Raw genomic sequence first — 24,856 nt, 5'->3', positions numbered from 1 at the left:
ATCCCTCAGACAGAGGGATCCTGATTACGCCGCTTCAAAGCGCCGGAACAGCGCTTTGCCCTTCAGCAGTCGCACGCCCAGCCAGCCGCCGCACAGCGACAGCAGAAGCGCTCCGCACAGCGGTAGCGCAAACCACAGCGTCCAGTCGGGCTGCCAGGGAAAATCGAAAATTTTACGCTGCAGTGCCCACAGCGCGGCCTCTGCACCCAGCGCAGCCGCTATTCCGGAAACCACGCCGAGCAGAGCAAACTCACACCACAGCGTGCCGCGCAGCAGACGTTTGCTCGCGCCCAGCGTGCGATACACCACCAGCTCCTGACGACGCTGGCGCATGCCGATCTGGATCTGCGCCAGCAGCAGCAGGACACCGCACAGCGTCACCAGCACCACCATGATTTCCAGCGCCTGACTCACCTGCGCCAGCACCTGGCCAATCTGTTTCATGATGCTGCCAATATCGAGCAGGCTCAGCGTCGGGAACGTCCGGTTCAGCTGCGCCAGCAGCGCCGGATTATTCGCCATGCGGAAGCTGGTCAGCCATGTCTGCGGCTGCTGCTCCAGCGCGCCGGGCGGGAAGATAAAAAAGAAGTTAGGCCGCAGGCTCTCCCAGTCCACCTTACGCAGACTGCTGATGCGCGCGCTGAACGTCTGCGTATCGCCGCTAAAGGTCAGCTCATCCCCTGGCTTAACGCCCAGCCGCTGCGCCAGTTCGGCTTCAATCGAAACCTCCCCTGGCCGCGGGGGCCAGCTGCCGGCAAGCAGCGGGTTGTGATCCGGCCGCTGCGCCTGCCAGGTCAGATTGAGCTCGCGGTTCAGCGCATTATCCTGACGCGGATCGGCCGCTTTGCCGTTCAGCTCAACCAGACGCGCGCGCACGACGGGATAAAAGGTTTCCGGTTTGATCTGATGCTGCTGCAAAAAGTCACGCACCTGTGGCACCTGCGCCTGCGTAATATTCAGCAGAAAATAGTTTGGTGCATCCGGCGGCAGCTGCTGCTGCCAGCGATCGAGCAGATCGCCGCGCATAACCAGCAGCAGCGCCAGCAGCATAAAAGAGAGCGAGAACGCGGCCAGCTGGCTCAGCGTCATTGCCGGCTGTCGCAGCAGACGGTTAATGGCCAGCCGCAGCGCCAGGTTACGCACGACCAGCCGGCGCAGCAGCAGCAGCGTACCCCAGCCCAGCACGGCGAGCAGCAGCGCCAGCAGTACGACGCCGGTGAGCAGCGCCCAGAGCATTTTGCTGCCCCCCAGCAGCAGCGCCAGCAGCAGCACCACCACCAGCGCCATCGCCGGCAGATAGACGCGCAGCGGCCAGACGCGCGCCACCGCATCGCGCCGCAGTACGCGCAGCGGCTGGGTCGCCATCAGCAGACGATAAGGACGCAGCCCCACCAGCAGGGAGATAACAAACAGGGTGCCCAGCGCCCAGAGCCATGGCCAGAGGCTGGCGGCAGGCAGCGATGCGGGCAGCACCGGCTTCAGCAGGGTAAGCAGCAGCAGTTCGATCCCCTGCCCCAGCGCGCTGCCGGTCACGCCCGCTAACAGCAGCACCGCCAGCCACTGGCCGATAATCAGCCGCTGCAGCGCACGTCGCGTGGCCCCCAGCGTTTTCAGCACCGCCACCAGATCGTAACGGCTGCGGCAGTAGTGGCTCATCGCTACCGCCACGGCCGCGATGGCCAGCAGCAGCGTCAGTAATGCCGACAGCAGCAGAAACTGCTGCGCGCGCTGCATGGAACGGCCCAGCGCATCCTCTGAGTTTTCGGTGCTTATCCAGCGTTCGCCCCCTTTAAGGCGCGGCTCGATCCAGCGATCGTAGCGCGCCAGCGGTGCGGCGTCGCCGGAAAACTTATAGCGCCAGCTCAGGCGGCTGCCGGGCTGAACGGCGCCGGTTTTTTCAACGTCCGCCAGGTTCATTAACAGACGAGGCGCCGTCTGGAAGGGATTGAATCCGCTGTCCGGCTCCTGGATCACCGTACCGGCAATGCGCAGCGTGGCGTCGCCGACCTCTATCGGATCGCCGACGCGCAGATCCAGCAGCGCCAGCAGACGCGCGGCGACCAGCACGCTGCCTGCCGCCGGACGCAGGCCCGGTGGCTCGGTCTGCAATGTACCAAACATCGGATAGGCGTCATCCACCGCTTTAACATCTGCCAGCTGCGGCGTCTCCCGCGCAAAGGTCATAGTGGTGAAGCTGAGTTGACGGCTGATCGCTAATCCCTCCTCACGCGCCTGCGTCAGCCAGGCTTCCGGCACCGGCCGGCTGCTGCGCAGCGTACGATCGCCCGCCATAAAGTCGCGGCTCTGCTGGCTGAGTCCTTTCTCCATGCGATCGCTGATGGAACCCAAAGCCAGCACGCAGGCCACCGCCAGCGTCAGCGCCAGCCAGACAATCAGCAGCGAAGGCGAGCGCCATTCGCGCCAGAACCAGCGCCAGATCATGCCTCCTCCCACAGCTTGCCGTCACGCAGCCGCAGCCGCCGATCGCAGCGCGCGGCCAGCTGCTCATCATGGGTCACCAGGATCAGCGTTGTGGCGTAATCACGGTTGAGCGAGAACAGCAGATCGGCAATGCGCTCCCCGGTCTGACGATCGAGATTACCGGTGGGCTCATCCGCAAACAGCAGGCCGGGACGCCCGCTAAATGCGCGCGCCAGTGCCACCCGCTGCTGTTCGCCTCCTGAAAGCTGTGCAGGAAGATGATGCAGGCGCGCTTTCAGGCCAAGCTGCGCCAGCAGCTCGCTGGCCTGTGCCCGGCTGTCGCGATCGCTCTCGCCGCGCAGCAGCGCCGGCAGCTGCACGTTCTCCAGCGCATTTAGCGTGGGCACCAGCATAAATGACTGAAACACAAAACCGACTTCGCGTGCGCGCAGCGCCGCGCGCTGCTCTTCGTTCATGCGGTGCAGCGGCTGACCCAGCAGATGAACCTCGCCGCTGCTGCCATCATCCAGCCCGGCGAGGATCCCCAGCAGCGTCGACTTCCCCGATCCCGATTCGCCAATCAGCGCGAGCGTTTCGGCTGGTTTGACAACCAGCTCAACTCCGGTAAGGATTGAGAGCTGATGCTCACCCTGACCGACGGACTTAGTAAGATGATGAACCGCAACAATGTTTTCCGCTGGCATTATCCTTTCCTGTGTGTGGTGCTGCTGCTGGTATCGCGCATCGCTGCAGCCGATACGCTGATGGTATTAGGTGACAGCCTGAGCGCCGGCTACCGGATGTCTGCCAGCGCCGCCTGGCCTGCCCTGCTCAGCACGCGCTGGCAGCAGCAGCCCAACGTCGTCAACGCCAGCATCAGCGGTGATACCGCCGGACAGGGTCTGGCACGGCTGCCTGCACTATTAAAACAGCATCAGCCGCGCTGGGTGTTAATCGAACTGGGCGGTAATGATGGTTTACGCGGTTTTCCGCCGCAGGCTATCGCGCAGGATCTGCGTGCGATTATCCTTGCGGTGAAAGCCGCTGACGCGCAGCCGCTGCTGATGCAGATCCGGCTGCCTGCTAATTATGGACGACGATACACGGAAGCGTTCAGCGCCATCTATCCGCGCCTGGCGGAAGAGTACAGCCTGCCGCTGGTGCCCTTTTTTATGGAGCAGGTCTATCTGAAGCCGGAGTGGATGCAGCAGGATGGTATTCACCCCAATCCGGATGCGCAGCCGTTTATTGCCGGCATTATGGCTGACGCGCTGGCTCCGCTAGTTAAGCATGACTCGCGCTGAGTCGTGCTATTTCACAGGTAAAGAAATGCAAAAATCGGTTTTGATCACCGGCTGCTCCAGCGGTATCGGGCTGGCAGCCGCCAGCGATTTGCAGGCGCGCGGCTATCACGTACTTGCCGCCTGCCGCCGCGCCGAGGATGTCGCGCGGATGACCGCACTGGGATATACCGGCATCCCGCTCGATCTTGACGATGCCGCGAGTGTGGATGCCGCCGCCGATCGGGTGCTGGCGCTTACCGGACATTGCCTGCACGGGCTATTTAATAACGGCGGATTTGGTCAGTATGGGCCGCTGAGCAGCATCAGCCGCCAGCAGCTTGAAAAGCAGTTCTCCACCAACCTCTTTGGCACTCATCAGCTGACGATGCGGCTGCTGCCGGCGTTGCAGAACAGCGGCGACGGCCGCATTATCAATACCAGCTCGGTGCTGGGACTAATCTCCACCCCGGGGCGTGGCGCCTATGCCGCCAGCAAATGGGCGCTGGAGGCGTGGAGCGATGCGCTGCGTATGGAAGTGCGCGCCAGCGGCGTGCGCGTCAGCCTGATAGAGCCGGGACCGATTGCCACGCGTTTCACTGATAACGTGCAGCAGGGTGAACAGGAGAAGCCGGTGCAGAATCCCGGTATCGCGGCACGCTTTACCCTGCCGCCGGAGGCGATTCTGCCCAAACTGCGCCATGCGCTGGAGAGCCGTCACCCGCGGCTGCGCTATCCGGTTACGCTGGTGGCCTGGGGCATGAGTTTTCTGAAACGACTGCTGCCGGGCTGGATGCTGGATCGCATTTTGCGCAGCAACTGAGCGGTAACATCAGCCAGCGCTTGAAGCGGGACACTTTATCCCCATATTCTCTTTACACTTTCTGCCAGGAGCGTTTTTCATGTCACACGCTTTGATCACCAACATCAATGAGTCCAATTTGCAGCAGACGCTGGAGCAATCCATGCAGCTGCCGGTTCTGTTCTATTTCTGGTCTGAACGCAGCCAGCACTGCCTGCAGCTTACCCCGGTGCTGGAGCGTCTGGCACAGGAGTATGCCGGCCAGTTCCTGCTGGCAAAACTCGACTGCGACAACGAGCCAGTGGTGGCATCACAGTTCGGTCTGCGCTCGCTGCCCACGGTCTATCTGTTCCAGAACGGGCAGCCGGTAGATGGTTTTCAGGGCCCGCAGCCGGAAGAGGCGATCCGCGCGCTGCTGGAAAAAGTTCTGCCGCGCGAAGAGGAGCTGAAAGCGCAGCAGGCTATGGAGCTGATGCAGCAGAACAAGCCGCTGGAGGCGCTGCCGCTGCTGAAAGATGCCTGGCAGCTGAGCAATAAAAACAGTGAGATTGGCTTTCTGCTGGCAGAAGTGCTGATCGCCCTGAACCGCAGTGATGAAGCGGAAGCGGTGCTGGATGTGGTGCCGCTGCAGGATCAGGATACACGCTATCAGAGCCTGGTCTCACAGATCGACCTGCTGAAGCAGGCGGCGGATACGCCTGAAATCCAGCTGCTGCAGGAGCAGCTGAACGCCGAGCCGCAGAACGCGACCCTGGCTGCTAAACTTGCGTTACAGCTGCACCAGGTTGGGCGTAATGAAGAGGCGCTGGAGCTGCTGCTGGGCTTTCTGAAAAGCGATCTCGCCGCCGGTGACGGTGAAGTGCGCAAAATGTTCCAGGAGATCCTGGCCGCGCTTGGCACCGGCGACGCCCTCGCCTCGCGCTATCGCCGCCAGCTCTATTCGCTGCTCTACTGACGGGTACGCAGACGGGCCGAAGCGACTCGGCCCGGTAATCTGACAGCCAGGAGGTTATATGCTGACCGCTATTCCTGTTCTCATCGTACTGGTGCTGGTGATTGTATGGGCCGGTATCAAGATTGTTCCGCAGGGCTATCAATGGACGGTAGAGCGCTTCGGACGCTACACCCGTACGCTCTCGCCGGGGCTTAACCTGGTGGTGCCGTTTATGGATCGCGTGGGTCGCCGCATCAATATGATGGAGCAGGTGCTCGATATCCCCTCACAGGAGATCATCTCCAAAGACAACGCCAACGTCACCATTGATGCCGTCTGCTTTATCCAGGTCGTTGACCCGGCGCGTGCCGCCTATGAGGTCAGCAATCTGGAGCTGGCGATAATCAACCTCACGATGACGAACATTCGCACGGTCCTCGGCGGCATGGAGCTGGATGAGATGCTGTCGCAGCGTGACAACATCAACACCCGCCTGCTGCATATCGTTGATGAAGCGACCAACCCCTGGGGCGTCAAAATTACCCGCATTGAGATCCGCGATGTGCGGCCACCGCAGGAGCTGATCGCTGCCATGAATGCGCAGATGAAAGCTGAGCGCACCAAACGCGCAGATATTCTGGCTGCTGAAGGCGTGCGTCAGGCCGCCATATTGCGTGCTGAAGGCGACAAGCAGTCACAGATTCTGAAAGCAGAAGGCGAGCGCACCTCTGCTTTTTTACAGGCTGAGGCGCGTGAGCGGCAGGCAGAAGCAGAAGCGAACGCCACGCGCATGGTGTCTGACGCTATCGCTGCCGGTGATATCCAGGCCATCAACTACTTTGTCGCGCAGAAATATACTGATGCGCTGCAGAAAATTGGCGAAGCCGGCAACAGTAAAGTGGTGATGATGCCGCTCGATGCCAGCAGCCTGATCGGCTCGGTAGCGGGTATCAGTGAACTGCTGAAAGAGCGTCACCCGGAGCGGAGACCGTGATGCTGATGGAGCTGATTGCCCATCCGCACTGGTTCTGGCTGACGCTGGGCGGGCTGCTGCTGGCAGCCGAAATGCTGGGCACCAGTGGTTATCTGCTCTGGTGCGGTATGGCGGCACTACTGGTTGGCGTGGCCGAGTGGCTGTGGCCTTTCTCATGGGCCGATCAGGGGCTGCTGTTTGCCGCGCTGACGCTGCTGAGCGCGCTGGGCTGGTATGGCTGGATGCGCCATCAGGCTGTAAAGCAGCAACCCAACACGCTGAACCAGCGCGGTAAAGCGCTGATTGGCCGGCAGCTGACGCTGGAGACGCCGCTTAAAAGTGGTATCGGTCATGTACAGATTGGTGACAGCAGCTGGCGCGTACAGGCAACAGACGATCTGCCCGCGGGCACGCGGGTGACGGTCACGGCGGTTGAAGGGATTACGCTGCTGATTCAGCCGCGTTTACCGCCAGAGTGACCGCAGCAGCCCGCCAGCTGATTCATTATCGGGCACTCGGCGCCCTCGTCGCCGGGACACGCCTCTGCCAGTGACAGCAGGCGCGCCCGCATGGCGTGCAGCTCCTCAATATGCGCTGCAATTTCTTCAGCCTTCTGCAGCGTGCGCGCTTTGACATCTGCGCTGTGCCGCGCAGGATCGTTGAACAACGCCACCAGCTCGCGGCACTCATCCAGCGTAAAGCCAACCTGGCGCGCCTGACGCAGCAGATGCAGCTCTTCCAGATGGCGTTCGTCATAGTACCGGTAGCCATTTCCGCTACGCCGCGGCGGCGTCACAATCCCTTTCTCTTCATAAAAACGGATCGCTTTACTGGTCAGCCCGGTTTTTCTGGCGACGTCGCTGATATTCATGCCGGCTCCTTGACCTTCCCCCGAATGGAAGGTTTACGCTTATAACTACTGTAACCGGTGCTGCCGGTCAACTCTGTTCACTAAGGAGACTATCATGTCGGATAGACAAACGCTGGCGCTGGAGGGGCTTTCCTGCGGCCACTGTGTCAAACGGGTCAAAGCGGCGCTGGAACAGCGCAGCGACGTGGAGCTGGCGGAGGTCACGCAGCAGGAGGCACGCGTGACCGGGACGGCCAGCGCCAGCGATCTGATCGCAACCGTAGAGCAGGCTGGTTACCACGCCACGCTGCAGCCTGAGGCAACATTCCCAAAGTCTGATCCGTTGACAGCTCAGGAGCCGCCGCCGGAGGCGCTGACAACGGCCTCCCAGCCGGCAGAAGCGGCGCTGCCGGTACAGCATCTGCTGATTGATGGCATGAGCTGCGCCAGCTGCGTCAGCCGGGTAGAGAACGCGCTGCGCGCGGTATCCGGCGTCACGGAAGCACGCGTTAACCTCGGTGAACGCAGCGCGCTGGTGCTGGGTGAGGTTAACGCACCGGCGCTGATTGCCGCTGTAGACAAGGCAGGCTACAGCGCTGAAGTGATTGAAGATGAACAGCGCCGGCGTGAGCGTCAGCAGGCGAACGCGCGGCAGGCGATGCGCCGCTTCAGCTGGCAGTCGGCACTGGCGCTGGGGCTTGGCGTTCCGATGATGTTCTGGGGCATGGCGGGCGATCACATGATGCTGACGCCGGCGAATCAAACGCTGTGGCGTACGCTGGGCGTTGCCACGCTGCTGGTAATGATCATTGCCGGCGGCCACTTTTATCGCAGCGCCTGGCGCAGCCTGCGATTAGCCACCGCTACCATGGATACGCTGGTGGCGCTCGGCACCGGCGCTGCCTGGCTCTATTCGATGAGCGTGGCGCTGTGGCCGGAATTTTTTCCGGTGCAGGCACGCCATCTCTACTTTGAGGCCAGCGTTATGATCATCGGGCTGATTAATCTCGGGCACGCGCTGGAGCAGCGTGCCCGTCAGCGCGCCTCGCGCGCGCTGGAGCGGCTGCTGGATCTGACGCCGGCTCAGGCGTGCGTGGTCACCGAACAGGGCGAGCAGCAGCTGCCGCTGAGCGCCGTCACCGCCGGTATGACTCTGAAGCTGGTCACCGGCGATCGGGTGCCGGTGGACGGCGATGTCACGCAGGGTGAAGCCTGGTGCGATGAAGCGATGCTGACCGGCGAAGCCGTGCCGCAGGAAAAAGTACCGGGCAGCAAAGTCTATGCCGGCACGGTGGTGCAGGATGGCACGCTGCGCTTTATCGCCAGCGCTACCGGCAGCCACACCACGCTGGCACGGATTATTAATCTGGTGCGTCAGGCGCAAAGCAGCAAGCCGGAGATTGGCCGCCTCGCCGATCGCATCTCTGCCGTTTTCGTACCGGTTGTGGTAGCGATTGCGCTGCTGAGCGGCCTCACCTGGTATCTGATTGGGCCACAGCCGCAGCTCGCCTATGCGCTGGTGATCATCACTACCGTCCTGATCATCGCCTGTCCCTGTGCGCTGGGGCTGGCCACGCCGATGTCGATCATCGCCGGCACCGGCCGTGCGGCAGAGCTGGGTATCCTGGTGCGCGATGCCGACGCGCTGCAGCACGCCAGCGAAACTGACACGCTGGTGTTTGATAAAACCGGTACGCTGACGCAGGGATCGCCGCAGATCGGCGAGATTTGCTGCTATGCTGACCGGGATCAACAGCAGATCCTGCAGGCCGCAGCGGAGCTGGAGCAGGGATCCACGCATCCGCTTGCCAGCGCGATCCTCGCTGCCGCGCCGCAGCCGCCGGCAGCAGAGATCACCCGCTTCCGGACGCTGCGCGGCAGGGGCGTGAGCGCGCAGGTGGCAGGTCAGACCCTGCTGCTGGGCAACACGGCCCTGCTTGATGAGCAGCAGATTAACTATGACGCCGCCCGGGCAGATATCGAACGCATCGCGGCAAGCGGTGCTACGCCAGTGCTGCTGGCCGACGCGCACCAGCTGCTGGGCCTGATTGCGCTGCGCGATAATCTGCGGCCGGAGAGTAAAGCGGCACTGCAGCGGCTGCATCAGGCTGGCTACCGGCTGGTGATGCTGACGGGCGATCATCAGGCCACAGCCCGCGCTATCGCTGCTGAAGCGGGAATTGATGAAGTGATCGCCGGCGTGCTGCCAGAGGGTAAAGCAGAAGCCATAAGCCGCCTGCAGCAGCAGGGGCGCCGGGTGATGATGATAGGAGATGGCATCAACGATGCGCCAGCGTTAGCGCAGGCGGATACCGGTATTGCGATGGCCAGCGGCAGCGATGTCGCGGTCGAAACGGCGCCGCTTACGCTGATGCGTAACGACCTGCATGGGGTAGCGGATGCCCTGGCGATTTCGCAGGCCACGCTGCGCAATATGCGCCAGAATCTGCTGGGCGCATTTGTGTATAACAGCCTGGGTATTCCGATTGCGGCGGGCGTGCTCTATCCCTTTACCGGCCTGCTGCTGAGCCCGATTGTCGCGGGGGCAGCAATGGCCCTCTCTTCCATCACCGTCGTCAGCAATGCAAACCGCCTGCTGCGTTTCACTCCGCCCGACCGGTAATAGCAGCCAGCGCGCTGTTTTTAGCCGAAATAAATCGTTAGCATGACGGTTTAACCGTAACAGGAGCGGACATGAACAGCCCTATCTGGCAACGTCTCTGGCAGCGGATCGCCGCGCTTTTTCCGTCTGCCTACCGCTGGCCGGCAATGGATATGCGTCTGGGCGACCGGCTGCTGCATCTGACCGGCAGTATCCATATGGGCACACGCAACATGCAGCCTCTGCCAGCCGGCCTGCTGCGTCAGCTGCAGAAAGCGGATGCGCTGATTGTTGAAGCGGACATCACGCGCGGCGGCTCTCCTTTTGCGGATACCGCAGATTTGCCGCCGCTGCACACCCGGCTGGAGAGCGCCACGCTGACGCGGCTGCAGGCGCTCTGTAAGGATCTGGGGCTGGAGAGTGACCTCTTTGATACCCTGCCCTGCTGGCAGATAGCGCTGATGCTGCAGGCGCACCAGGCGCAGCGGCTCGGACTGCGTCCGGAGTATGGTATCGATTATCAGCTGCTGCAGGCCGCAAAGGCAGCGGGCAAGCCGATCATTGAGCTGGAAGGGCCGGAGACGCAGATCGCGCTGCTGAAATCCCTGCCGCAGGAGGGTCGGGCGCTGCTGGTGGATACGCTTGAGCACTGGCATACCAATGCGCGGCTGCTGCAGACGATGATCAGCTGGTGGCTTGAAGCGCCGCCCGCGCAGCAGCCGGTAGCGCTGCCCGCGACCTTTGGCAGTGAGCTGAGCGACACGCTGATGCGTAACCGCAATCAGCAATGGCGCGAACAGCTGCTGGCGCTGCCATCGGGTCGCTATCTGGTGGCCGTCGGCGCGCTGCATCTCTATGGCGATGATAATCTGCCCGGCCTGCTGAAACAGAAGCAGCCGTAACGCGACACCTGCGCTGCTCAGGAGTGGCCGAAGGATAAGACAAAAAAAGAAGGCCGATATCACTATCGACCTGTCAAAGAGGAATTTGTTTATGATTTTGGTTATCGCCAGGGTGAGTGGCGCGGGACAATTCTCGCGCAAAGTTCAGATTTTCGCCACTGTTATTAGCGCAATCTTTGAGAAGAATTTTTGTCGTAAGGATTAATGATGACCCCTGCAGTCAAACTTCTGGAAAAAAACGGCGTGGCGTTTACGCTGCACCCCTATGAGCATGACAGCCATGAAACGCATTTTGGCGATGAAGCGGTGCGCAAGCTCAACCTTGATGCGCGCCAGGTCTTTAAAACGCTGCTGGTCGCGCTGAACGGCGATGCGAAAGCGCTGGCGGTGGCGGTTACGCCGGTTGCATCCCAGCTCGACCTGAAAAAAGTGGCGAAAGCGCTGGGCGCCAGGCGAGCAGAAATGGCCGATCCGCAGCTGGCGCAGCGCGTTACCGGCTACCTGCTGGGCGGCATCAGTCCGCTGGGTCAGAAAAAGCGCCTGCCAACGGTGATCGATCGGCAGGCCGCAGAGTTTGCCACCATATTTATCTCTGGCGGTAAACGCGGCCTCGACATTGAACTGGCTGCAGAGGATCTGGCGCGGCTGCTGAATGCCACACTGGCCGACGTGGCACGCTGCGATTAATCGGGCTGCTGCGCGCAAAGCTGATCGATCATCCAGCGCCCGGCCGGGCCGGGCGGATTACGTCGCGACCAGACCACATCTACCGCAATATGCTGCGGCCAGCCGGGAACGCATAGCTCTTTCAGGACCTGATGACCAAACTGATCCACCAGCCAGCGCGGCAGTACGCTCCAGCCAAACCCCTGCTCCGCCATCTCCAGCAGCAGCAGATACGTCGGCGCTGACCAGGTTCGTCCGGCGGCTGGCAGTGGTCCGCGCGTCTGTACCCAGGTGTTCAGCCGCAGCTGCCGCAGCTCGCTGAGCTGCGCCTCACTCACCTGAGCCAGCTGCGACAGCGCGTGATCCTGGTGCAGAAAGATCGCCATCTGCGCCTCCACCTGCAGCCGGGCTACCGCCAGATCGGGCGGCAGCGCAGGCTGAGTGCGGACCACGCCCAGGTGCACCCGCCCCGCCTGCAGCAGATCCAGTACATCCTCATCCTCTGCAATCATGCATTCAAAGTCGATATCGGGGTAGCGGGCATCAAACCGCGTCAGCAGATGTTCATGATGATCGGCCTGCCAGAAATCGGAAATGGCCAGACTCAGGCGCGGCTCCACACCCTGCGACAGGCGCAGCGCCAGTTCATCCAGCCGCTGACTGGCGGCCAGGATCTGCTGCACCTGAGCCAGCGCGCGTTCACCCTGCGGTGTCAGCACCGGCTGGCGGCCGCGACGGTCAAACAGCGCAAAGCCTAGATCGATTTCAAGGTTAGCGATGGCAGCACTGATGGTGGACTGGCTTTTTGCCAGCGCGCGGGCAGCAGCAGAGAAAGAGCCGCTCGCAACAGTCTGGACAAATGCCTCAAGGGATTCCGGAGAGTATTTCATGGTTTACCATCGTTTTTTTCGATAGACACTCATTTTATCTCAGATGCATGCAGTGCGAAAATGCGCGTTATTACGTAACCGGAGGTATTTATGCGTACCCGTTCGCTGAAAGAACGCATTCTGCACGCCGTGGGCTTTGAGGGCCTGGCTATTGTGACTATCGCGCCGCTGGCAGCATGGATTATGGACAAGCCGCTGTTCCAGATGGGCACGCTGGCGATTGCCCTTTCTACCGTCGCGATGCTGTGGAACATGATCTATAACACCCTGTTCGATCGCATCTGGCCGCCGCATCAGAAGCGCGGGCTGGGGCTGCGTGCCCTGCATGCGCTCTGTTTTGAAGGGGGATTTATCCTGATTGGCCTGCCGATCGCCGCCGGCATGTTGCATATTTCGCTGCTTAACGCCTTTTTAGTGGAGGTGGGATTCTTTCTGTTTTTCCTGCCCTACACCATGGTTTACAACTGGGTCTGGGATAAGCTGCGCCTGCGCTGGTTTGCGCAGCCATCCTGCCGCGCCTGATGCCGGGCGCGCGCTGCCTCCGGCCGGAAGCAGCGCGCCGGTTACGCTTAATCCTGCGCCGCGCGCGGCCAGATCCATGCCAGGAACATACGCGGATAGCTGCGCTTGCGCTGCTTTTCCAGCGCCTTGTCACGCTCGCGTACCTGCTCGTCGGTCAGATGCACGACGGCTGGCGGCACAAAATCAGCGATTTTTAGCGGTGAATGCTGAGTAATATAGTCGCGCAGCACGTCAGCATCGCGCAGACCGCTGTTGCGGTAGCCCGCGCGCGCCGTCAGCGGCGGATAGCCGTCGCCGCCGCTGGCGTTAAAGCTGTTAGTGGCGAGGCGATAGGTCTTCTTCTTCTCCAGCGGCTTCCCGTTGATTTTGACATCACTGACTGATTTACCATCGGCCACCAGGCTGACGCCGGCTAACTGAGCAAAGCCGCCGGAGTTAGTTTTGATATTCGCCACGCGGGCAAGATAGTCCTGCAGTTCCTCACCGCTCAGCGTGACCGACACCACCTGATTGCCAAACGGCTGCACCTGCAGCAGATCGCGCAGGCGCAGCTCGCCTGCCGAAAGCGATGTGCGGATGCCGCCGCCGCTGATCACCGCCACATCCGCTTTGGTCGCGGCCATCTGCGCTCGCAGGATCAGCTGCGCCAGATTGGTCTGCTCAAAGCGGACTTTATTGCGCTCGCCGACAAACAGCCCGTCACTGCGGCCAACGGCGACATCCAGCTGTTTACCGGCGCGCAGCTGGAAAGGGGTCAGCAGCTTCATCATCGCGGTATTGGGTACAATCGGCTCCTGATAAGGCAGCCAGGTTTCGCTGCCATCCTGGTTGGTGACTTTATGCTTCAGGTTAACCGGGATGAGCTGATAATTTTCCAGCGTCAGCTCACCGTTGCGAAAGGTAAAATCGCCGCGACCCACATATTTGCCCCACTCTTTAGCCTGCATGATCCAGACGCCATTCTGCCGATCGGGCTGGCAGGGCTGGCCTGGCTGATAATCCGGCACGCTGCGGTTAGCCTGCGCCATACAGACGGCATCGTGCGAGTGACCGCCCACGATAACACTCAGGGTGCCGGGCGGCAGGCTGCGCGCCAGCTCAACGTCGCCCGGTGCGTTACTGCCGTGCTGACCGTCGTCATAATGTCCCATATGCGTCAGCGCGATGATCACATCAGGCTTTTCCGTGGCGCGCAGCTCCGCTACCGCTTTCAGCGTCTCTTTGACCGGATCGCGGATCTCAAGCTCTGCGACATTTTCCGGGTTGGTAATACGCAGCGTATCCGTAGTGGTCAGCCCGATAACCGCTATTTTCAGGCCCATACGGTTAAATATGGCCCAGGGCGAAAACAGCCGCCGATCGCTGCCTTTTTGATAGATATTCGCCGCGAGAAAGGGAAAACGCGCCCACTTTTTCTGCTGTTCCAGCACGCTCAGAGGCTTGTCAAATTCGTGGTTTCCCAGCGCCATAGCGTCATAACCCACCAGATTCATGCCGCGAATGTCAGGCTCTGCGTTCAGCACATCTGACTCCGGCACGCCGGTATTGATATCCCCGGCGGAGAGGATGAGCGCACCCCCTCCGCGCGCCTGGACATCATAACGCTGCTGGTCCATCAGGCTCTTTTGTGCTGCCAGCCCATACTCACCCTGCGCGTTACTCCAGAAATGGCCATGATGATCGTTGGTATGCAGGATGCTGAAGCGATAGCTGCGATCGATTTGCCACGCCTGCGCCAGCATCGGCACCAGCAAAACCAGCAGCGCCAGCCAGCGCTTTTTCGGGGTAAGTAACAACACAACGCTCTCCTTGTTCGTTTTTTTCCACTGCATCGTGGACCTGACAGATTTCTGCCCTCTGTGTCGCACAGTTCCCTGCTTAACTCAAGCTGAAAGGCAGTACCCGCTGCTATTTTCATCTGCTCTCGCCGGCTGGGCCCGTCGGGGGATGCTGCGCTTTTTAACGCTGCTGTAATGCATTATCACTACCTGCACGCCAGGATAACTGCTGAAAATAGCGCTTCGGCACGTTTTTTATCGCATTTTTTCAGTTTATTCAGCTTTCATCCCGCAAATGTCTAAACGCTGCAGCAGGATTTGCATTACACTTGATTGTTACAAGCGGACACATTTGCACACAAGGAGACAGGCATGCATCACACCACACCGTTGATCACCACTATTGTCGGGGGCCTGGTCCTCGCGTTTCTCCTTGGCATGCTGGCCAATCGCCTGCGCATCTCTCCGCTGGTGGGCTATCTGGTTGCCGGCGTGGTTGCGGGCCCTTTTACGCCAGGCTTTGTTGCGGATACGAATCTGGCACCTGAACTGGCAGAGCTGGGCGTCATTCTGCTGATGTTTGGCGTCGGACTGCACTTCTCACTGAAAGATCTGATGGCGGTAAAGTCGATCGCCATTCCCGGCGCCGTGGCGCAAATCGCGGTGGCGACGCTGCTGGGAATGGGGCTCTCCTGGACCATGGGCTGGTCATGGATGACTGGCCTGGTGTTTGGCCTGTGCCTCTCTACGGCCAGTACCGTAGTGCTGCTGCGGGCGCTGGAGGAGCGACAGCTGATTGACAGCCAGCGCGGCCAGATTGCGATCGGCTGGCTGATTGTGGAAGACCTGGTGATGGTGCTGACGCTGGTGCTGCTGCCTGCCATCGCCGGCATGCTGGAACAGGGTAACGCCAGTCCGACCCTGCTGGCATGGGATCTGCTGCTGACCATCGGTAAAGTGGCCGCCTTTATGGTGCTGATGATGGTGGTAGGCCGCCGCGTTATCCCGTGGATCCTGGCAAAAAGCGCGGCTACCGGCTCGCGTGAACTCTTTACTCTATCGGTGCTGGCGCTGGCGCTCGGTATCGCCTTTGGTGCCGTAGAGTTCTTTGATGTCTCCTTTGCCCTTGGCGCCTTCTTCGCCGGCATGGTGCTGAACGAATCTGAGCTGAGCCACCGCGCGGCGCGCGACACGCTCCCACTGCGCGACGCCTTTGCCGTACTGTTCTTTGTATCGGTCGGCATGCTGTTTAACCCGATGATCCTGATTGAACAGCCGCTGGCGGTACTGGGCGCGCTCGCCATCGTGGTGCTGGGTAAATCAATCGCCGCCTGGGCGCTGGTCACTCTGCTGGGGCACTCACGCCGTACCGCCCTGACCATTTCGGTCAGTCTGGCGCAGATTGGTGAGTTTGCCTTTATTCTCGCCGGCCTCGGCATTTCACTCGATCTGCTCAGCGAAGAGGGGCGCAACCTGGTGCTGGCGGCGGCTATTCTCTCCATTATGCTGAATCCTATCCTCTTCTCGCTGCTGGAGCGCTATCTGGATAAAACTGAAACCGCTGAGGAGCAGACGCTGGAAGAGGCGATGGCGGAAGAGAAACAGATCCCGGTAGATATCTGTAATCACGCGGTGATTGTGGGTTATGGACGCGTCGGCAGCCTGCTGGGGCAGCAGCTGCTGGAAGCAGATATCCCGCTGGTGGTGGTGGAAAACTCCCGCCCGCGCGTTGAAGCGCTGCGTGAACAGGGTATCAGAGCGGTGCTGGGCAATGCAGCACGCGCAGAGACCATGGAGCTGGCACGGCTTGACTGCGCCCGCTGGCTGCTGCTGACCATTCCGAATGGCTATGAAGCGGGTGAAGTGGTGGTGGCCGCACGTGAGAAGCGCAAGGATATTGAGATTATCGCCCGTGCGCACTATGACGACGAAGTCGCCTATATTATGGATCGCGGCGCTAATCAGGTCGTGATGGGCGAGCGTGAAATTGCCAGCAGCATGCTCAATGTGCTGAAAAAGGAGATCGCCGTTGAGCCGATCTCCCGCGAATGCCCGATTTGATCGGGGATCGCTGACTGCAGGGGCGCACTGATGCGCCCCTTTTTACTGCGCGCTTATCTGTCCCAGTAAGACTCTTCCAGGCTATCTTCCCGCTCCGGCAGGCCGCGCGTCAGGCGCGGTGAATGCTGGTTCAGCACCTGATAACTCACGCGGTTAGCATATTTGCACACCTGCGCCAGCGAGGAGTAGGTCAGATATTCACGTGCATGTTTGCTGGAGTTGGGGACTTTGAGGCGATGGAAGTTGTTCGCCGTGATATCGTGCAGCAGCGCTGCCAGCGCCCCGTCCCCTGCCCCGTTGGTATTCATGATCTTTTCCGGTCCGCCCATGTAAGGCGCGATATGCGAGAAGATGCGCAGCGGCTGCTGACAATCCTGCTGGCGCATCGCCCGGCTGAACTCATACTGGTTGAATTCCGCAATCGCGCCCGGCAGCAGCGGGTGATTCGTTTTGCGCTTAAATTCATCTTCAGTGAAGCCCGCCATGTAGAGCCCGGTCGGACCGGCGGTGCAGAGCACCAGATCGACCCACTCCAGCGCCATATCAGCTGCCAGCAGCGGATCCTGTTCACCGGTCAGCGCAAACGCTTCTTCTTCGTTCATCGCGACAATAGAGACGTGATCGCGCAGGAAATCACGCCAGAACTGCGGGTTATCCTGAATGACATATTTTGTACCCAGCGTTAACACCACCGGCACATTATGCTTTTTCGCATACGCAATGGCGCGCAGCGTGGCGTCCGGCATCGGTTCACCAGGCTGGCAGCGTACCAGATAGGAGGTCAGCACCAGCGCTGACGCCCCGGCAATCACCTCTTCCGGGATACTCTCCGCCTGCAGCCGGTTCATCAGCCCCGGACTGATCGCGAAGGTCCGTTCACCGTGCTCGCCAATCAGGGTAAAGCAGCGGCCAATCGCGCCGTCCACGCCCTGCAGGAAGTTCAGATCCATACGGCTGGAGGTGTTGCAGAGATAGCGATAGGCGTAGCCGCCAATCTGGATGTTATTGCACATGACGCCCAGCAGCACGGAACGATCGTCAGCCAGCACCGAGTAGTTGTGCAACGTGTTGCCAATGGTGCCGCCGGCAAACTGGTGGCTGATCAGCTGCTCGCGCATCAACTCGTTATAGAGCGCTTCCGCCGTCGCGTCGTCAATCACCAGCGAATGCCCGGCACTCAGGCCGTAGCGCTGCAGGAACGCGTCATCAACTTTGGCTTCGATATCCACCAGCGTCTGGTCGATACCCACCACCCAGCTGCCCTCCTCCTGCTCCTGCTGAATAGCCTGCAGCAGCGGATCGCGCGCGTTGACGGGAAAATAGTGTTTGGATTTACGTTTGCCGGGAAATTTCATGAAAAGCAGTCATCAGGGAAAATCAGGCAGAGAAGCATATCATACTCTCTGCCTGATGCGCTTAGCGGCGCGCGTTGACCAGCTGTACCATCATCTCAATGTGCTCGTCATCGGCGTTAAGCGCGGGAATATATTCAAATTTTTCGCCGCCTGCATGCAGGAAAATTTCGCAGTTTTCACCGCTGATCTCCTCCAGCGTTTCCAGACAGTCCGCCGCAAAGCCGGGGCTCATGACCTGCACATGCTTAATGCCTTTGGCCGGCAGACTTTTCATGGTCTCATCGGTGTAGGGCATCAGCCACGGCTCACGCCCAAAGCGCGACTGGAAGGTCATCATGATTTTTTCAGGGGCGATATTCAGCGCCGCCGCCAGTGCGGCGGTGGTATCTTTACAGCGCTGCGGATAATCATCGCCTTCATTGGCGAAACGCTGCGGAATGCCGTGGTAAGAGAGCACCAGCAGATCCGGCTCGCCGTGGCGGGCAAATGAGCGCTCAACGGAGGCTTTCAGCGCGGCAATGTAAGCCGGATGCTCAGCATAGTCGCGAATAAAGGAGACCTGCGGCAGCGAGCGCAGCGGTTTAAAGCTGCTGGCCAGGCCATCCCACACGGCGGCAACGGTAGAGCAGGAGAACTGCGGATAGAGCGGCAGCACAATCAGGTGCGTGACGCCCTGATCCAGCAGGCGATGTACCGCTCCGTCCAGGCTCGGCTGACCATAGCTCATGCCCAGCTCGACCGGCATGTCCACGCGCTGCGCCAGCGCGGCACGCTGCCGCTTGCTGAATACCATCAGCGGCGATCCCTCTTCCATCCAGACGGAGGCGTAGAGTTTCGACACGCGCGGCGAACGAAACGGCAGAATAATAAAATTAAGGATGGGCCACCATAGCCAGCGCGGCGTATCAACCACGCGCGGATCGCCGAGGAACTGCTTCAGATAGCGTTTCACCGCCGGGGTGGTAGGTGCTTCAGGTGTGCCTAAGTTAACCAGCAGAACACCGGGCTTATCTTGCCTCATTCTGTTTCCTTGATATCGCAACGAAGAGTGGTGAATCGGGGGAAATTGTAGCGGAAATCACGGGCGGGAAAAGCAATTGCTGTAAAAGGGCCAGGCATCCGGCCCTTTTGGTACTTAGCCGAGGATACGGCGCAGTTCTTCACTGACGTCAGCCACCGGGCGGGTGCCGTCAATTTTGTGATAGGCGGTGTTACCCGCTTCCGCTTCTTTGCTGTAGTAAGCAATCAGGGGCGCTGTCAGCTCATGATACTCAACCAGACGCTTACGCACGGTCTCTTCCTGATCGTCTTTGCGCGTGGTCAGCTCTTCACCGGTCACATCATCTTTACCTTCCACTTTTGGTGGCTTGTTTTTGATGTGGTATACGCGGCCAGAAGGCGCATGCACGCGACGGCCCACAATGCGATCGACGATCAGCTCGTCCGGCACGGCAAATTCCAGCACGTAATCGACTTTGATGCCCGCTTCTTTCATGGCGTCAGCCTGCGGGATGGTGCGTGGGAAGCCATCGAGCAGGAAGCCGTTTTTGCAGTCTTCCTGCGCGATACGCTCTTTAACCAGCGCAATCACCAGTTCATCAGTCACCAGTTTACCGGCATCCATGATGGCTTTCGCCTGCTGGCCCAGTTCGGTGCCTGCTTTTACTGCGGCGCGCAGCATGTCACCGGTAGAGATCTGCGGAATACCGTAGTTCTCCATAATATACTGAGCCTGAGTGCCTTTACCTGCGCCCGGTGCCCCGAGCAGAATAATACGCATTGCGTAATTCCCCTTGCGAATCGCATTGATCAATCTATGAAGGCCAAGAACATACCATTATGACCCGCCAGCCACAAGGCAACGGGCACGCTATCACTGGCCCGCCTACTGTGACCTGCTTTGGGATGAAGCGCCAGCTGAGGGATTGATTTTAGGAATTCAGGCTGCGCAGCAACAACGCTTTCAGCTGCTTTTTCAGCGTCGCGGTGACGTTTGTATGTTTGCTGCCGCTGCCGCGCAGGCTGGCCGGGATCAGCAAACGCCCGGGCAGCCGCCAGATCTCCGGCGGCAGGGTAACATTATGCAGCGCCGGCGGCAGATCAATCAGGGCAAACGGCAAACCGGGCTGCTGCAGTGAGGCGAGCGGTAGCGGCGTTTCGAGCGCAAACCGGTCAACCATGGCGATATTAAACGGCTTCCACTCAGCGCTCTCCATCATCGTCAGCGCCTGCTGCGGCGCGCTTCCCAGCGCCAGCCCCTGCTCTATCAGCCGCAGTTCGCTGCGCACCAGCGTGCTGAATTTTGTCGTGCGCAGCGCAATCAGTACCAGATCGTCGCTCAACGCTGCATGGTGGTTCAGATGTGCGACAAACAGATGGGAGCCGGCAATCAGCGTCTTGTGCAGTGCGCTGGCAAATGACCCGGAAGCGTCGGTCACGCCCTGACTCTGGCAGGCGTCGAGCGAGCGCACCCGCCCTTCCGCCACATCCACATGCTCTATCAGGGCGATATTTCCCGCCATCATCGGGACGGCGGGCAGTACGCTCAGCTCGCTGACCGGATGGTGCGAGGCGTAGCGTGTCTGATTACGCGCCTGCTCCTGGCGCAAAAAAAGCTGAGAAAGCACCACCCGAGCAATATGCAGCGTGGGCGCAAAGAAGAGATCGTAATTTTCCAGCCGGTAGTAGCGGGATAGCTGGCTGCGCAGCCGGTCGCATATCGCCGCCCTGGCAGAGGCGTATTGTGAGGCCATCGCGTAACGTTTCCCTGTATTAGCTGCGAAGTGGTGCTTTTCGGCAGATAAAACGCGTGGCTGATACATAGCCAGCCCGTCCCGTCAACCTGCCAGAATCTGGAGCAAAGGTTAGGGCAATGCGGCTGGACATTAAAATGATATAAACTGACAATCCCTGTTAGGTTTTTACACAAGGGACGAGTATGACCGCGCTTCCGTCACTACGGGCGCTGCGCTATTTTCATCAGGCAGCGCTGCACAGCAGTTTCAGTACGGCAGCGGAAACCCTGCATGTCACCCACAGCGCCGTCAGCCATCAGGTGCGCCAGCTGGAGAGCTGGATGGGCAAACCGCTGTTTGTACGCACTAACGGACGCGTCAAACTCACCTCGCATGGCGAACGCCTGCTGGTCAGCTGTCAGAAAGCGTTCAGCGAACTCGCCACCAGCTGCGAAAGCATACGTACCGGTATGCGGCATCACCTCTCTGTTTCCTGTGCGCCCAGCTTTCTCTCTCAGTGGCTGATCCCGCGTATCAGCAGTTTCTATCAGCGCTACCCGGATATCGACGTGCAGTTTCAGTCACTGGTTGAGATCGATCAGCTGCGCAGTGAACACACCGATGTGCTGATCCTGAGTTATGAGCAGCAGCCCGATGATGATATTGAAGCCACGCTTATCAGCGATGACGCGATTGGGCCGCTCTGTGCGCCCCACTACGCCGAACGCCTGCAGAGCGCGCGCGATCTGCAAACGCTGCCGCTGCTGCATGCGGATACCCGGCTGCACGCCTGGGCTGAGTGGGCAAAAAACAGCGGCGCACGCGGTGATTTCTGGCGTGGCAAACACTTTGATAATCTGATGCTGGCTATTCAGGCCGCCAGAAGCGGTCTGGGGATCATTATGGCCCCGCGACTGCTGGTGCAGCAGGAGCTGGAAGCGGGCGCGCTGATTGCGCCGCTGGGCTTTGTGCGCATCGATCGCGCGACCTGGATGATGGCCAAACGCTCGCGCGAGCAGAATGCAGAGATCCGTCTGTTTCGCGCATGGCTCAGAGAGCAGGCGCAGTGCTGACGCCATAAAAAAGGGCGCCATTAATGGCGCCCTTAGCTGTTTTATTCGCTTCGCGCTGTGCGGCGTTACGCCGTCAGCAGCTGGTTCATGCGGCGGATAAACTGGTTAGGATCGTCCAGCGTACCGCGCTCAGCCAGCAGCGCCTGATCCAGCAGCAGTTCAACCCATTCGGCAAAGCGCGCCTCATCCTGGGTATCCGCTACGCGTTTCACCAGGCCATGCTCCGGATTGATCTCAAAGATATATTTCACTTCCGGAACATCCTGACCGGCGGCGGCAAACAGCTTCGCCATCTGGGTGGTCATTTCGTTAGCATCAGTGGTGACGATAGCAGGCGTATCGGTCAGACGATGCGTCAGTCGCACCTCTTTAACGCGCTCGCCCAGCAGCGTTTTCACGCGCTCAACAAACGGCTCCAGCGCTTTTTCCGCTTCTTTCTGCTCTTCGGTCTCTTCATCCGCCAGCTTGCTCAGCGACTCATCAGCTTTGCTTACTGACTGGAACGTTTTACCTTCGAACTCGGTGAGATAACTCATCATCCACTCATCGATACGATCGGAGAGCAGCAGTACCTCAATGCCTTTTTTGCGGAACAGCTCCAGATGCGGGCTGCTTTTCGCCGCGGCATAGCTGTCCGCCGTGATGTAGTAGATCTTCTCCTGACCTTCAACCATGCGGCTCAGGTAGTCATCCAGCGATACGCTCTGCTCGCTGCCTTCGCTCTGCGTGGTGGCAAAACGCAGCAGTTTAGCAATCGCCTGCTGATTGGCGTTATCTTCTGCCGGTCCCTCTTTCAGTACCAGACCAAACTCTTTCCAGAACTGCTGATACTTCTCTGCATCATCTTTTGCCAGTTTTTCCAGCATCTGCAGGCTGCGCTTAGTCAGCGCGGCGCGCAGGCTCTGGGTGACACGGCTGTCCTGCAGAATTTCACGTGAGACGTTAAGCGGCAGATCGTTAGAGTCAATCAGACCGCGCACAAAGCGCAGGTAGTTCGGCATGAATTGCTCAGCGTCATCCATAATAAACACGCGCTGTACATAAAGCTTGAGGCCATGCTTGCTGTCGCGGTTCCACATATCGAACGGAGCACGCTGCGGGATGTAGAGCAGGCTGGTGTACTCCTGCTTGCCTTCCACGCGATTATGGCTCCAGATAGCCGGATCGCTGAAGTCATGTGCAATGTGCTTGTAGAACTCGTTGTACTCGTCGTCGCTGATCTCCGCTTTATTACGCGTCCACAGCGCCTGGGCTTTGTTGACCTTCTCCCAGGTTACGGTGTCGTTCTCTTCATCTTTGGTTTCGATCTCTACCGGCAGTGCGATGTGATCGGAATATTTGCTGATGACGTTACGCACGCGCCAGGCGTCAAGGAAATCATCTTCCCCTGCGCGGAAATGCAGCGTGATCTCGGTACCGCGATCGGCTTTTTCGATTTCTGCCAGGGTATATTCGCCCTCGCCTTCTGACTCCCAGAACACGCCCTCGCTGGCCTGTGCGCCGGCAGCGCGGGTGCGCACGGTCACTTTGTCAGCAACGATAAAGGCGGAGTAGAAACCCACACCAAACTGGCCAATCAGCTGGCTGTCTTTCGCCTGGTCAGAGCCCATAGACTCCAGGAACGCTTTGGTGCCTGATTTAGCGATAGTACCGAGGTTTTCAATTACCTCATCGCGACGCATACCGATACCGTTGTCGCTCAGCGTCAGCGTCCGTTTCTCCTTGTCGACCGAGATACGCACGCGCAGCTCGCCGTCGCCTTCATAGAGATCCGGAGTGGAAAGCGCGCGGAAGCGCAGCTTATCAGCGGCATCAGAGGCGTTGGAGATCAGTTCACGCAGGAAAATCTCTTTGTTTGAATAGAGGGAATGGATCATCAGGTGCAGAAGTTGTTTTACCTCTGACTGGAAGCCACGCGTCTCTTGTCCTTTCATGGTCATTGCTACCTCAACAGAATCGGGGTTGATCGAACGTTGAGGAAGAGATGGGGATGGCGGGAAAATTTTCAAGCCGGTTTCAGTGAATGAAACCGGCGAGTGCTTAGAATTTAATCTTATGACGCCCGGCAAGAGAGTGCGACAGCGTGGTGCCATCAACCATCTCCAGCTCACCACCTACCGGCACACCGTGTGCAATACGGCTGGCGTCAACGCCATACTGACCGCACAGCTCAGCGATATAGTTGGCGGTCGCTTCACCCTCTACCGTGGGGTTGGTCGCCAGGATCACCTCCTGCAGCGTCTCATGTTCCAGACGCTGCTCCAGGCGATCGAGCCCGATATCCTGCGGACCAATCCCATCCAGCGGCGACAGATGTCCCATCAGCACAAAGTAGCGTCCGCCAAACTGGCCGGTCTGCTCAATGGCGTGAATATCTGCCGGGCTTTCCACCACGCAAATCTGCCCGTTCTGCTGCCGACGGGCGTTAGCGCAGATGGTGCAGATCTCCTGTTCGGTGAAGGTGCGGCAATCGGCACAGTGGCCGATTTCCGACATCGCGCGCGTCAGCGCCTGAGCCAGACGCATGCCACCGCTGCGATCGCGTTGCAACAGGTGAAACGCCATGCGCTGCGCTGACTTCGGGCCTACACCCGGCAGACAGCGCAGTGACTCCATTAAGGTTTCAAGCAGTGGACTGGTCTGCATCAGAACGGCATCTTGAAGCCAGGCGGCAGCTGCATACCGGAAGAGACAGAAGCCATCTTCTCTTTCTGCGTCTCATCGATGCGACGCGCCGCATCGTTAAAGGCTGCAGCAATCAAATCTTCCAGCATATCTTTGTCATCTTCCAGCAGGCTGGGATCGACTTCCACGCGACGGCAGTTGTGCGCGCCGTTGATGGTTACTTTAACCAGACCCGCACCCGATTCGCCCGTAACTTCCAGCGCGGCGATCTCTTCCTGAACCTTGGCCATTTTATCCTGCATCTGCTGGGCCTGTTTCATCAGGTTGCCCAATCCGCCTTTACCAAACATAGTTTTCTCTCTCTGCTGGGGCTGCGCGCAACCTCTG

Annotated in this window: 23 protein-coding genes; 11 read left to right on the top strand and 12 right to left on the bottom strand. The window is 59.7% G+C overall.

Annotated features, from left to right (window positions below):
* Positions 1-24: 24 nt before the first annotated feature.
* On the bottom strand, positions 25-2,442 hold the full coding sequence (gene ybbP / locus LAC65_RS04115; protein ID WP_039383056.1) for a putative ABC transporter permease subunit YbbP: 2,418 nt from the start codon (positions 2,440-2,442) through the stop codon (positions 25-27).
* Positions 2,439-3,125, bottom strand: coding sequence for a putative ABC transporter ATP-binding protein YbbA (gene ybbA / locus LAC65_RS04110; protein ID WP_039383054.1), 687 nt, complete (start codon positions 3,123-3,125; stop codon positions 2,439-2,441). Before ybbA ends, ybbP begins: the two co-directional genes overlap by 4 nt.
* On the opposite strand from ybbA, the gene tesA reads away from it, so the two are divergent.
* The 5 genes from tesA (at position 3,093) to LAC65_RS04085 (ending at position 6,889) form a co-directional block, all read left to right on the top strand.
* Complete coding sequence (gene tesA / locus LAC65_RS04105; protein ID WP_139803627.1) at positions 3,093-3,725, top strand: multifunctional acyl-CoA thioesterase I/protease I/lysophospholipase L1; 633 nt, start codon at positions 3,093-3,095, stop codon at positions 3,723-3,725. The two genes, ybbA and tesA, sit on opposite strands and share 33 nt — an antisense overlap.
* A gap of 25 nt (positions 3,726-3,750) precedes the next feature.
* A complete protein-coding gene (locus LAC65_RS04100) occupies positions 3,751-4,524 on the top strand; it encodes an SDR family oxidoreductase (protein WP_039383050.1) in 774 nt (257 codons plus the stop codon).
* Between the two features lie 79 nt (positions 4,525-4,603).
* On the top strand, positions 4,604-5,458 hold the full coding sequence (locus LAC65_RS04095) for a co-chaperone YbbN (protein WP_039383047.1): 855 nt from the start codon (positions 4,604-4,606) through the stop codon (positions 5,456-5,458).
* 58 nt (positions 5,459-5,516) lie between these two features.
* Positions 5,517-6,431, top strand: coding sequence for an SPFH domain-containing protein (locus LAC65_RS04090; RefSeq protein WP_039383046.1), 915 nt, complete (start codon positions 5,517-5,519; stop codon positions 6,429-6,431).
* Positions 6,431-6,889 carry an NfeD family protein gene (locus LAC65_RS04085; RefSeq protein WP_039383045.1) on the top strand — a complete coding sequence of 153 codons (459 nt, stop codon included), beginning with the start codon at positions 6,431-6,433 and terminating at the stop codon, positions 6,887-6,889. Before LAC65_RS04090 ends, LAC65_RS04085 begins: the two co-directional genes overlap by 1 nt.
* Here LAC65_RS04085 and cueR read toward each other — a convergent pair.
* Complete coding sequence (gene cueR / locus LAC65_RS04080; protein WP_039383044.1) at positions 6,865-7,281, bottom strand: Cu(I)-responsive transcriptional regulator; 417 nt, start codon at positions 7,279-7,281, stop codon at positions 6,865-6,867. The two genes, LAC65_RS04085 and cueR, sit on opposite strands and share 25 nt — an antisense overlap.
* 94 nt (positions 7,282-7,375) lie before the next feature.
* Here cueR and copA point away from each other — a divergent pair, with 94 nt between their 5' ends.
* The 3 genes from copA to ybaK all read left to right on the top strand — a co-directional run bounded on the left by copA (position 7,376) and on the right by ybaK (position 11,451).
* Entirely contained in the window at positions 7,376-9,883 is a 2,508-nt protein-coding gene (gene copA, locus LAC65_RS04075; protein ID WP_039383042.1) for a copper-exporting P-type ATPase CopA, read from the top strand.
* Between the two features lie 71 nt (positions 9,884-9,954).
* Positions 9,955-10,764, top strand: coding sequence for a TraB/GumN family protein (locus LAC65_RS04070; RefSeq protein ID WP_039383039.1), 810 nt, complete (start codon positions 9,955-9,957; stop codon positions 10,762-10,764).
* 207 nt (positions 10,765-10,971) lie between these two features.
* A complete protein-coding gene (ybaK, locus tag LAC65_RS04065) occupies positions 10,972-11,451 on the top strand; it encodes a Cys-tRNA(Pro)/Cys-tRNA(Cys) deacylase YbaK (RefSeq protein WP_039383036.1) in 480 nt (159 codons plus the stop codon).
* On the opposite strand, the gene LAC65_RS04060 is transcribed toward ybaK, so the two are convergent.
* Entirely contained in the window at positions 11,448-12,320 is an 873-nt protein-coding gene (locus tag LAC65_RS04060) for a LysR family transcriptional regulator (RefSeq protein ID WP_039383034.1), read from the bottom strand. The two genes, ybaK and LAC65_RS04060, sit on opposite strands and share 4 nt — an antisense overlap.
* Positions 12,321-12,410: 90 nt before the next feature.
* Here LAC65_RS04060 and LAC65_RS04055 point away from each other — a divergent pair, with 90 nt between their 5' ends.
* Complete coding sequence (locus LAC65_RS04055; RefSeq protein ID WP_039383032.1) at positions 12,411-12,842, top strand: multidrug/biocide efflux PACE transporter; 432 nt, start codon at positions 12,411-12,413, stop codon at positions 12,840-12,842.
* 47 nt (positions 12,843-12,889) lie between these two features.
* Here the strand turns inward: LAC65_RS04055 and ushA are convergent, their stop codons facing one another.
* The gene (ushA, locus tag LAC65_RS04050; RefSeq protein WP_411828834.1) at positions 12,890-14,638 is read right to left on the bottom strand and encodes a bifunctional UDP-sugar hydrolase/5'-nucleotidase UshA; all 1,749 of its coding nucleotides are present in this window, start codon (positions 14,636-14,638) and stop codon (positions 12,890-12,892) included.
* A gap of 354 nt (positions 14,639-14,992) precedes the next feature.
* On the opposite strand from ushA, the gene ybaL reads away from it, so the two are divergent.
* Positions 14,993-16,681, top strand: coding sequence for a YbaL family putative K(+) efflux transporter (gene ybaL, locus LAC65_RS04045; protein WP_039383029.1), 1,689 nt, complete (start codon positions 14,993-14,995; stop codon positions 16,679-16,681).
* 53 nt (positions 16,682-16,734) lie between these two features.
* On the opposite strand, the gene LAC65_RS04040 is transcribed toward ybaL, so the two are convergent.
* The 4 genes from LAC65_RS04040 to LAC65_RS04025 form a co-directional block, all read right to left on the bottom strand.
* Positions 16,735-18,036: an inosine/guanosine kinase gene (locus LAC65_RS04040; protein WP_039383027.1), complete on the bottom strand. Its 1,302-nt coding sequence runs from the start codon at positions 18,034-18,036 to the stop codon at positions 16,735-16,737.
* Between the two features lie 61 nt (positions 18,037-18,097).
* Positions 18,098-19,057, bottom strand: a complete 960-nt coding sequence (gene hemH, locus LAC65_RS04035) for a ferrochelatase (protein WP_039383026.1) — start codon at positions 19,055-19,057, stop codon at positions 18,098-18,100.
* 114 nt (positions 19,058-19,171) lie between these two features.
* Positions 19,172-19,816, bottom strand: a complete 645-nt coding sequence (gene adk / locus LAC65_RS04030; protein WP_039383025.1) for an adenylate kinase — start codon at positions 19,814-19,816, stop codon at positions 19,172-19,174.
* Between the two features lie 151 nt (positions 19,817-19,967).
* Positions 19,968-20,789: a DUF6024 family protein gene (locus LAC65_RS04025; RefSeq protein WP_039383023.1), complete on the bottom strand. Its 822-nt coding sequence runs from the start codon at positions 20,787-20,789 to the stop codon at positions 19,968-19,970.
* A 185-nt stretch (positions 20,790-20,974) separates the two neighbouring features.
* Here LAC65_RS04025 and LAC65_RS04020 point away from each other — a divergent pair, with 185 nt between their 5' ends.
* Positions 20,975-21,844 (top strand): LysR substrate-binding domain-containing protein, encoded by an 870-nt coding sequence (locus LAC65_RS04020; RefSeq protein ID WP_039383021.1) that lies wholly within the window; start codon positions 20,975-20,977, stop codon positions 21,842-21,844.
* A 65-nt stretch (positions 21,845-21,909) separates the two neighbouring features.
* On the opposite strand, the gene htpG is transcribed toward LAC65_RS04020, so the two are convergent.
* The 3 genes from htpG to LAC65_RS04005 form a co-directional block, all read right to left on the bottom strand.
* A complete protein-coding gene (htpG, locus tag LAC65_RS04015) occupies positions 21,910-23,784 on the bottom strand; it encodes a molecular chaperone HtpG (RefSeq protein WP_039383020.1) in 1,875 nt (624 codons plus the stop codon).
* Between the two features lie 100 nt (positions 23,785-23,884).
* A complete protein-coding gene (recR, locus tag LAC65_RS04010; protein ID WP_039383019.1) occupies positions 23,885-24,490 on the bottom strand; it encodes a recombination mediator RecR in 606 nt (201 codons plus the stop codon).
* The gene (locus LAC65_RS04005; protein WP_031377860.1) at positions 24,490-24,819 is read right to left on the bottom strand and encodes a YbaB/EbfC family nucleoid-associated protein; all 330 of its coding nucleotides are present in this window, start codon (positions 24,817-24,819) and stop codon (positions 24,490-24,492) included. The genes recR and LAC65_RS04005 overlap by 1 nt, the downstream gene beginning before the upstream one ends.
* Positions 24,820-24,856: the final 37 nt, after the last annotated feature.

It is taken from the genome of Pantoea eucrina (assembly GCF_020079945.1).
Lineage (GTDB): Bacteria > Pseudomonadota > Gammaproteobacteria > Enterobacterales > Enterobacteriaceae > Pantoea > Pantoea eucrina.
The sequence above is the reverse complement of the archived record's forward strand: the minus strand, read 5'-3'. Positions and strand labels throughout refer to the sequence as shown.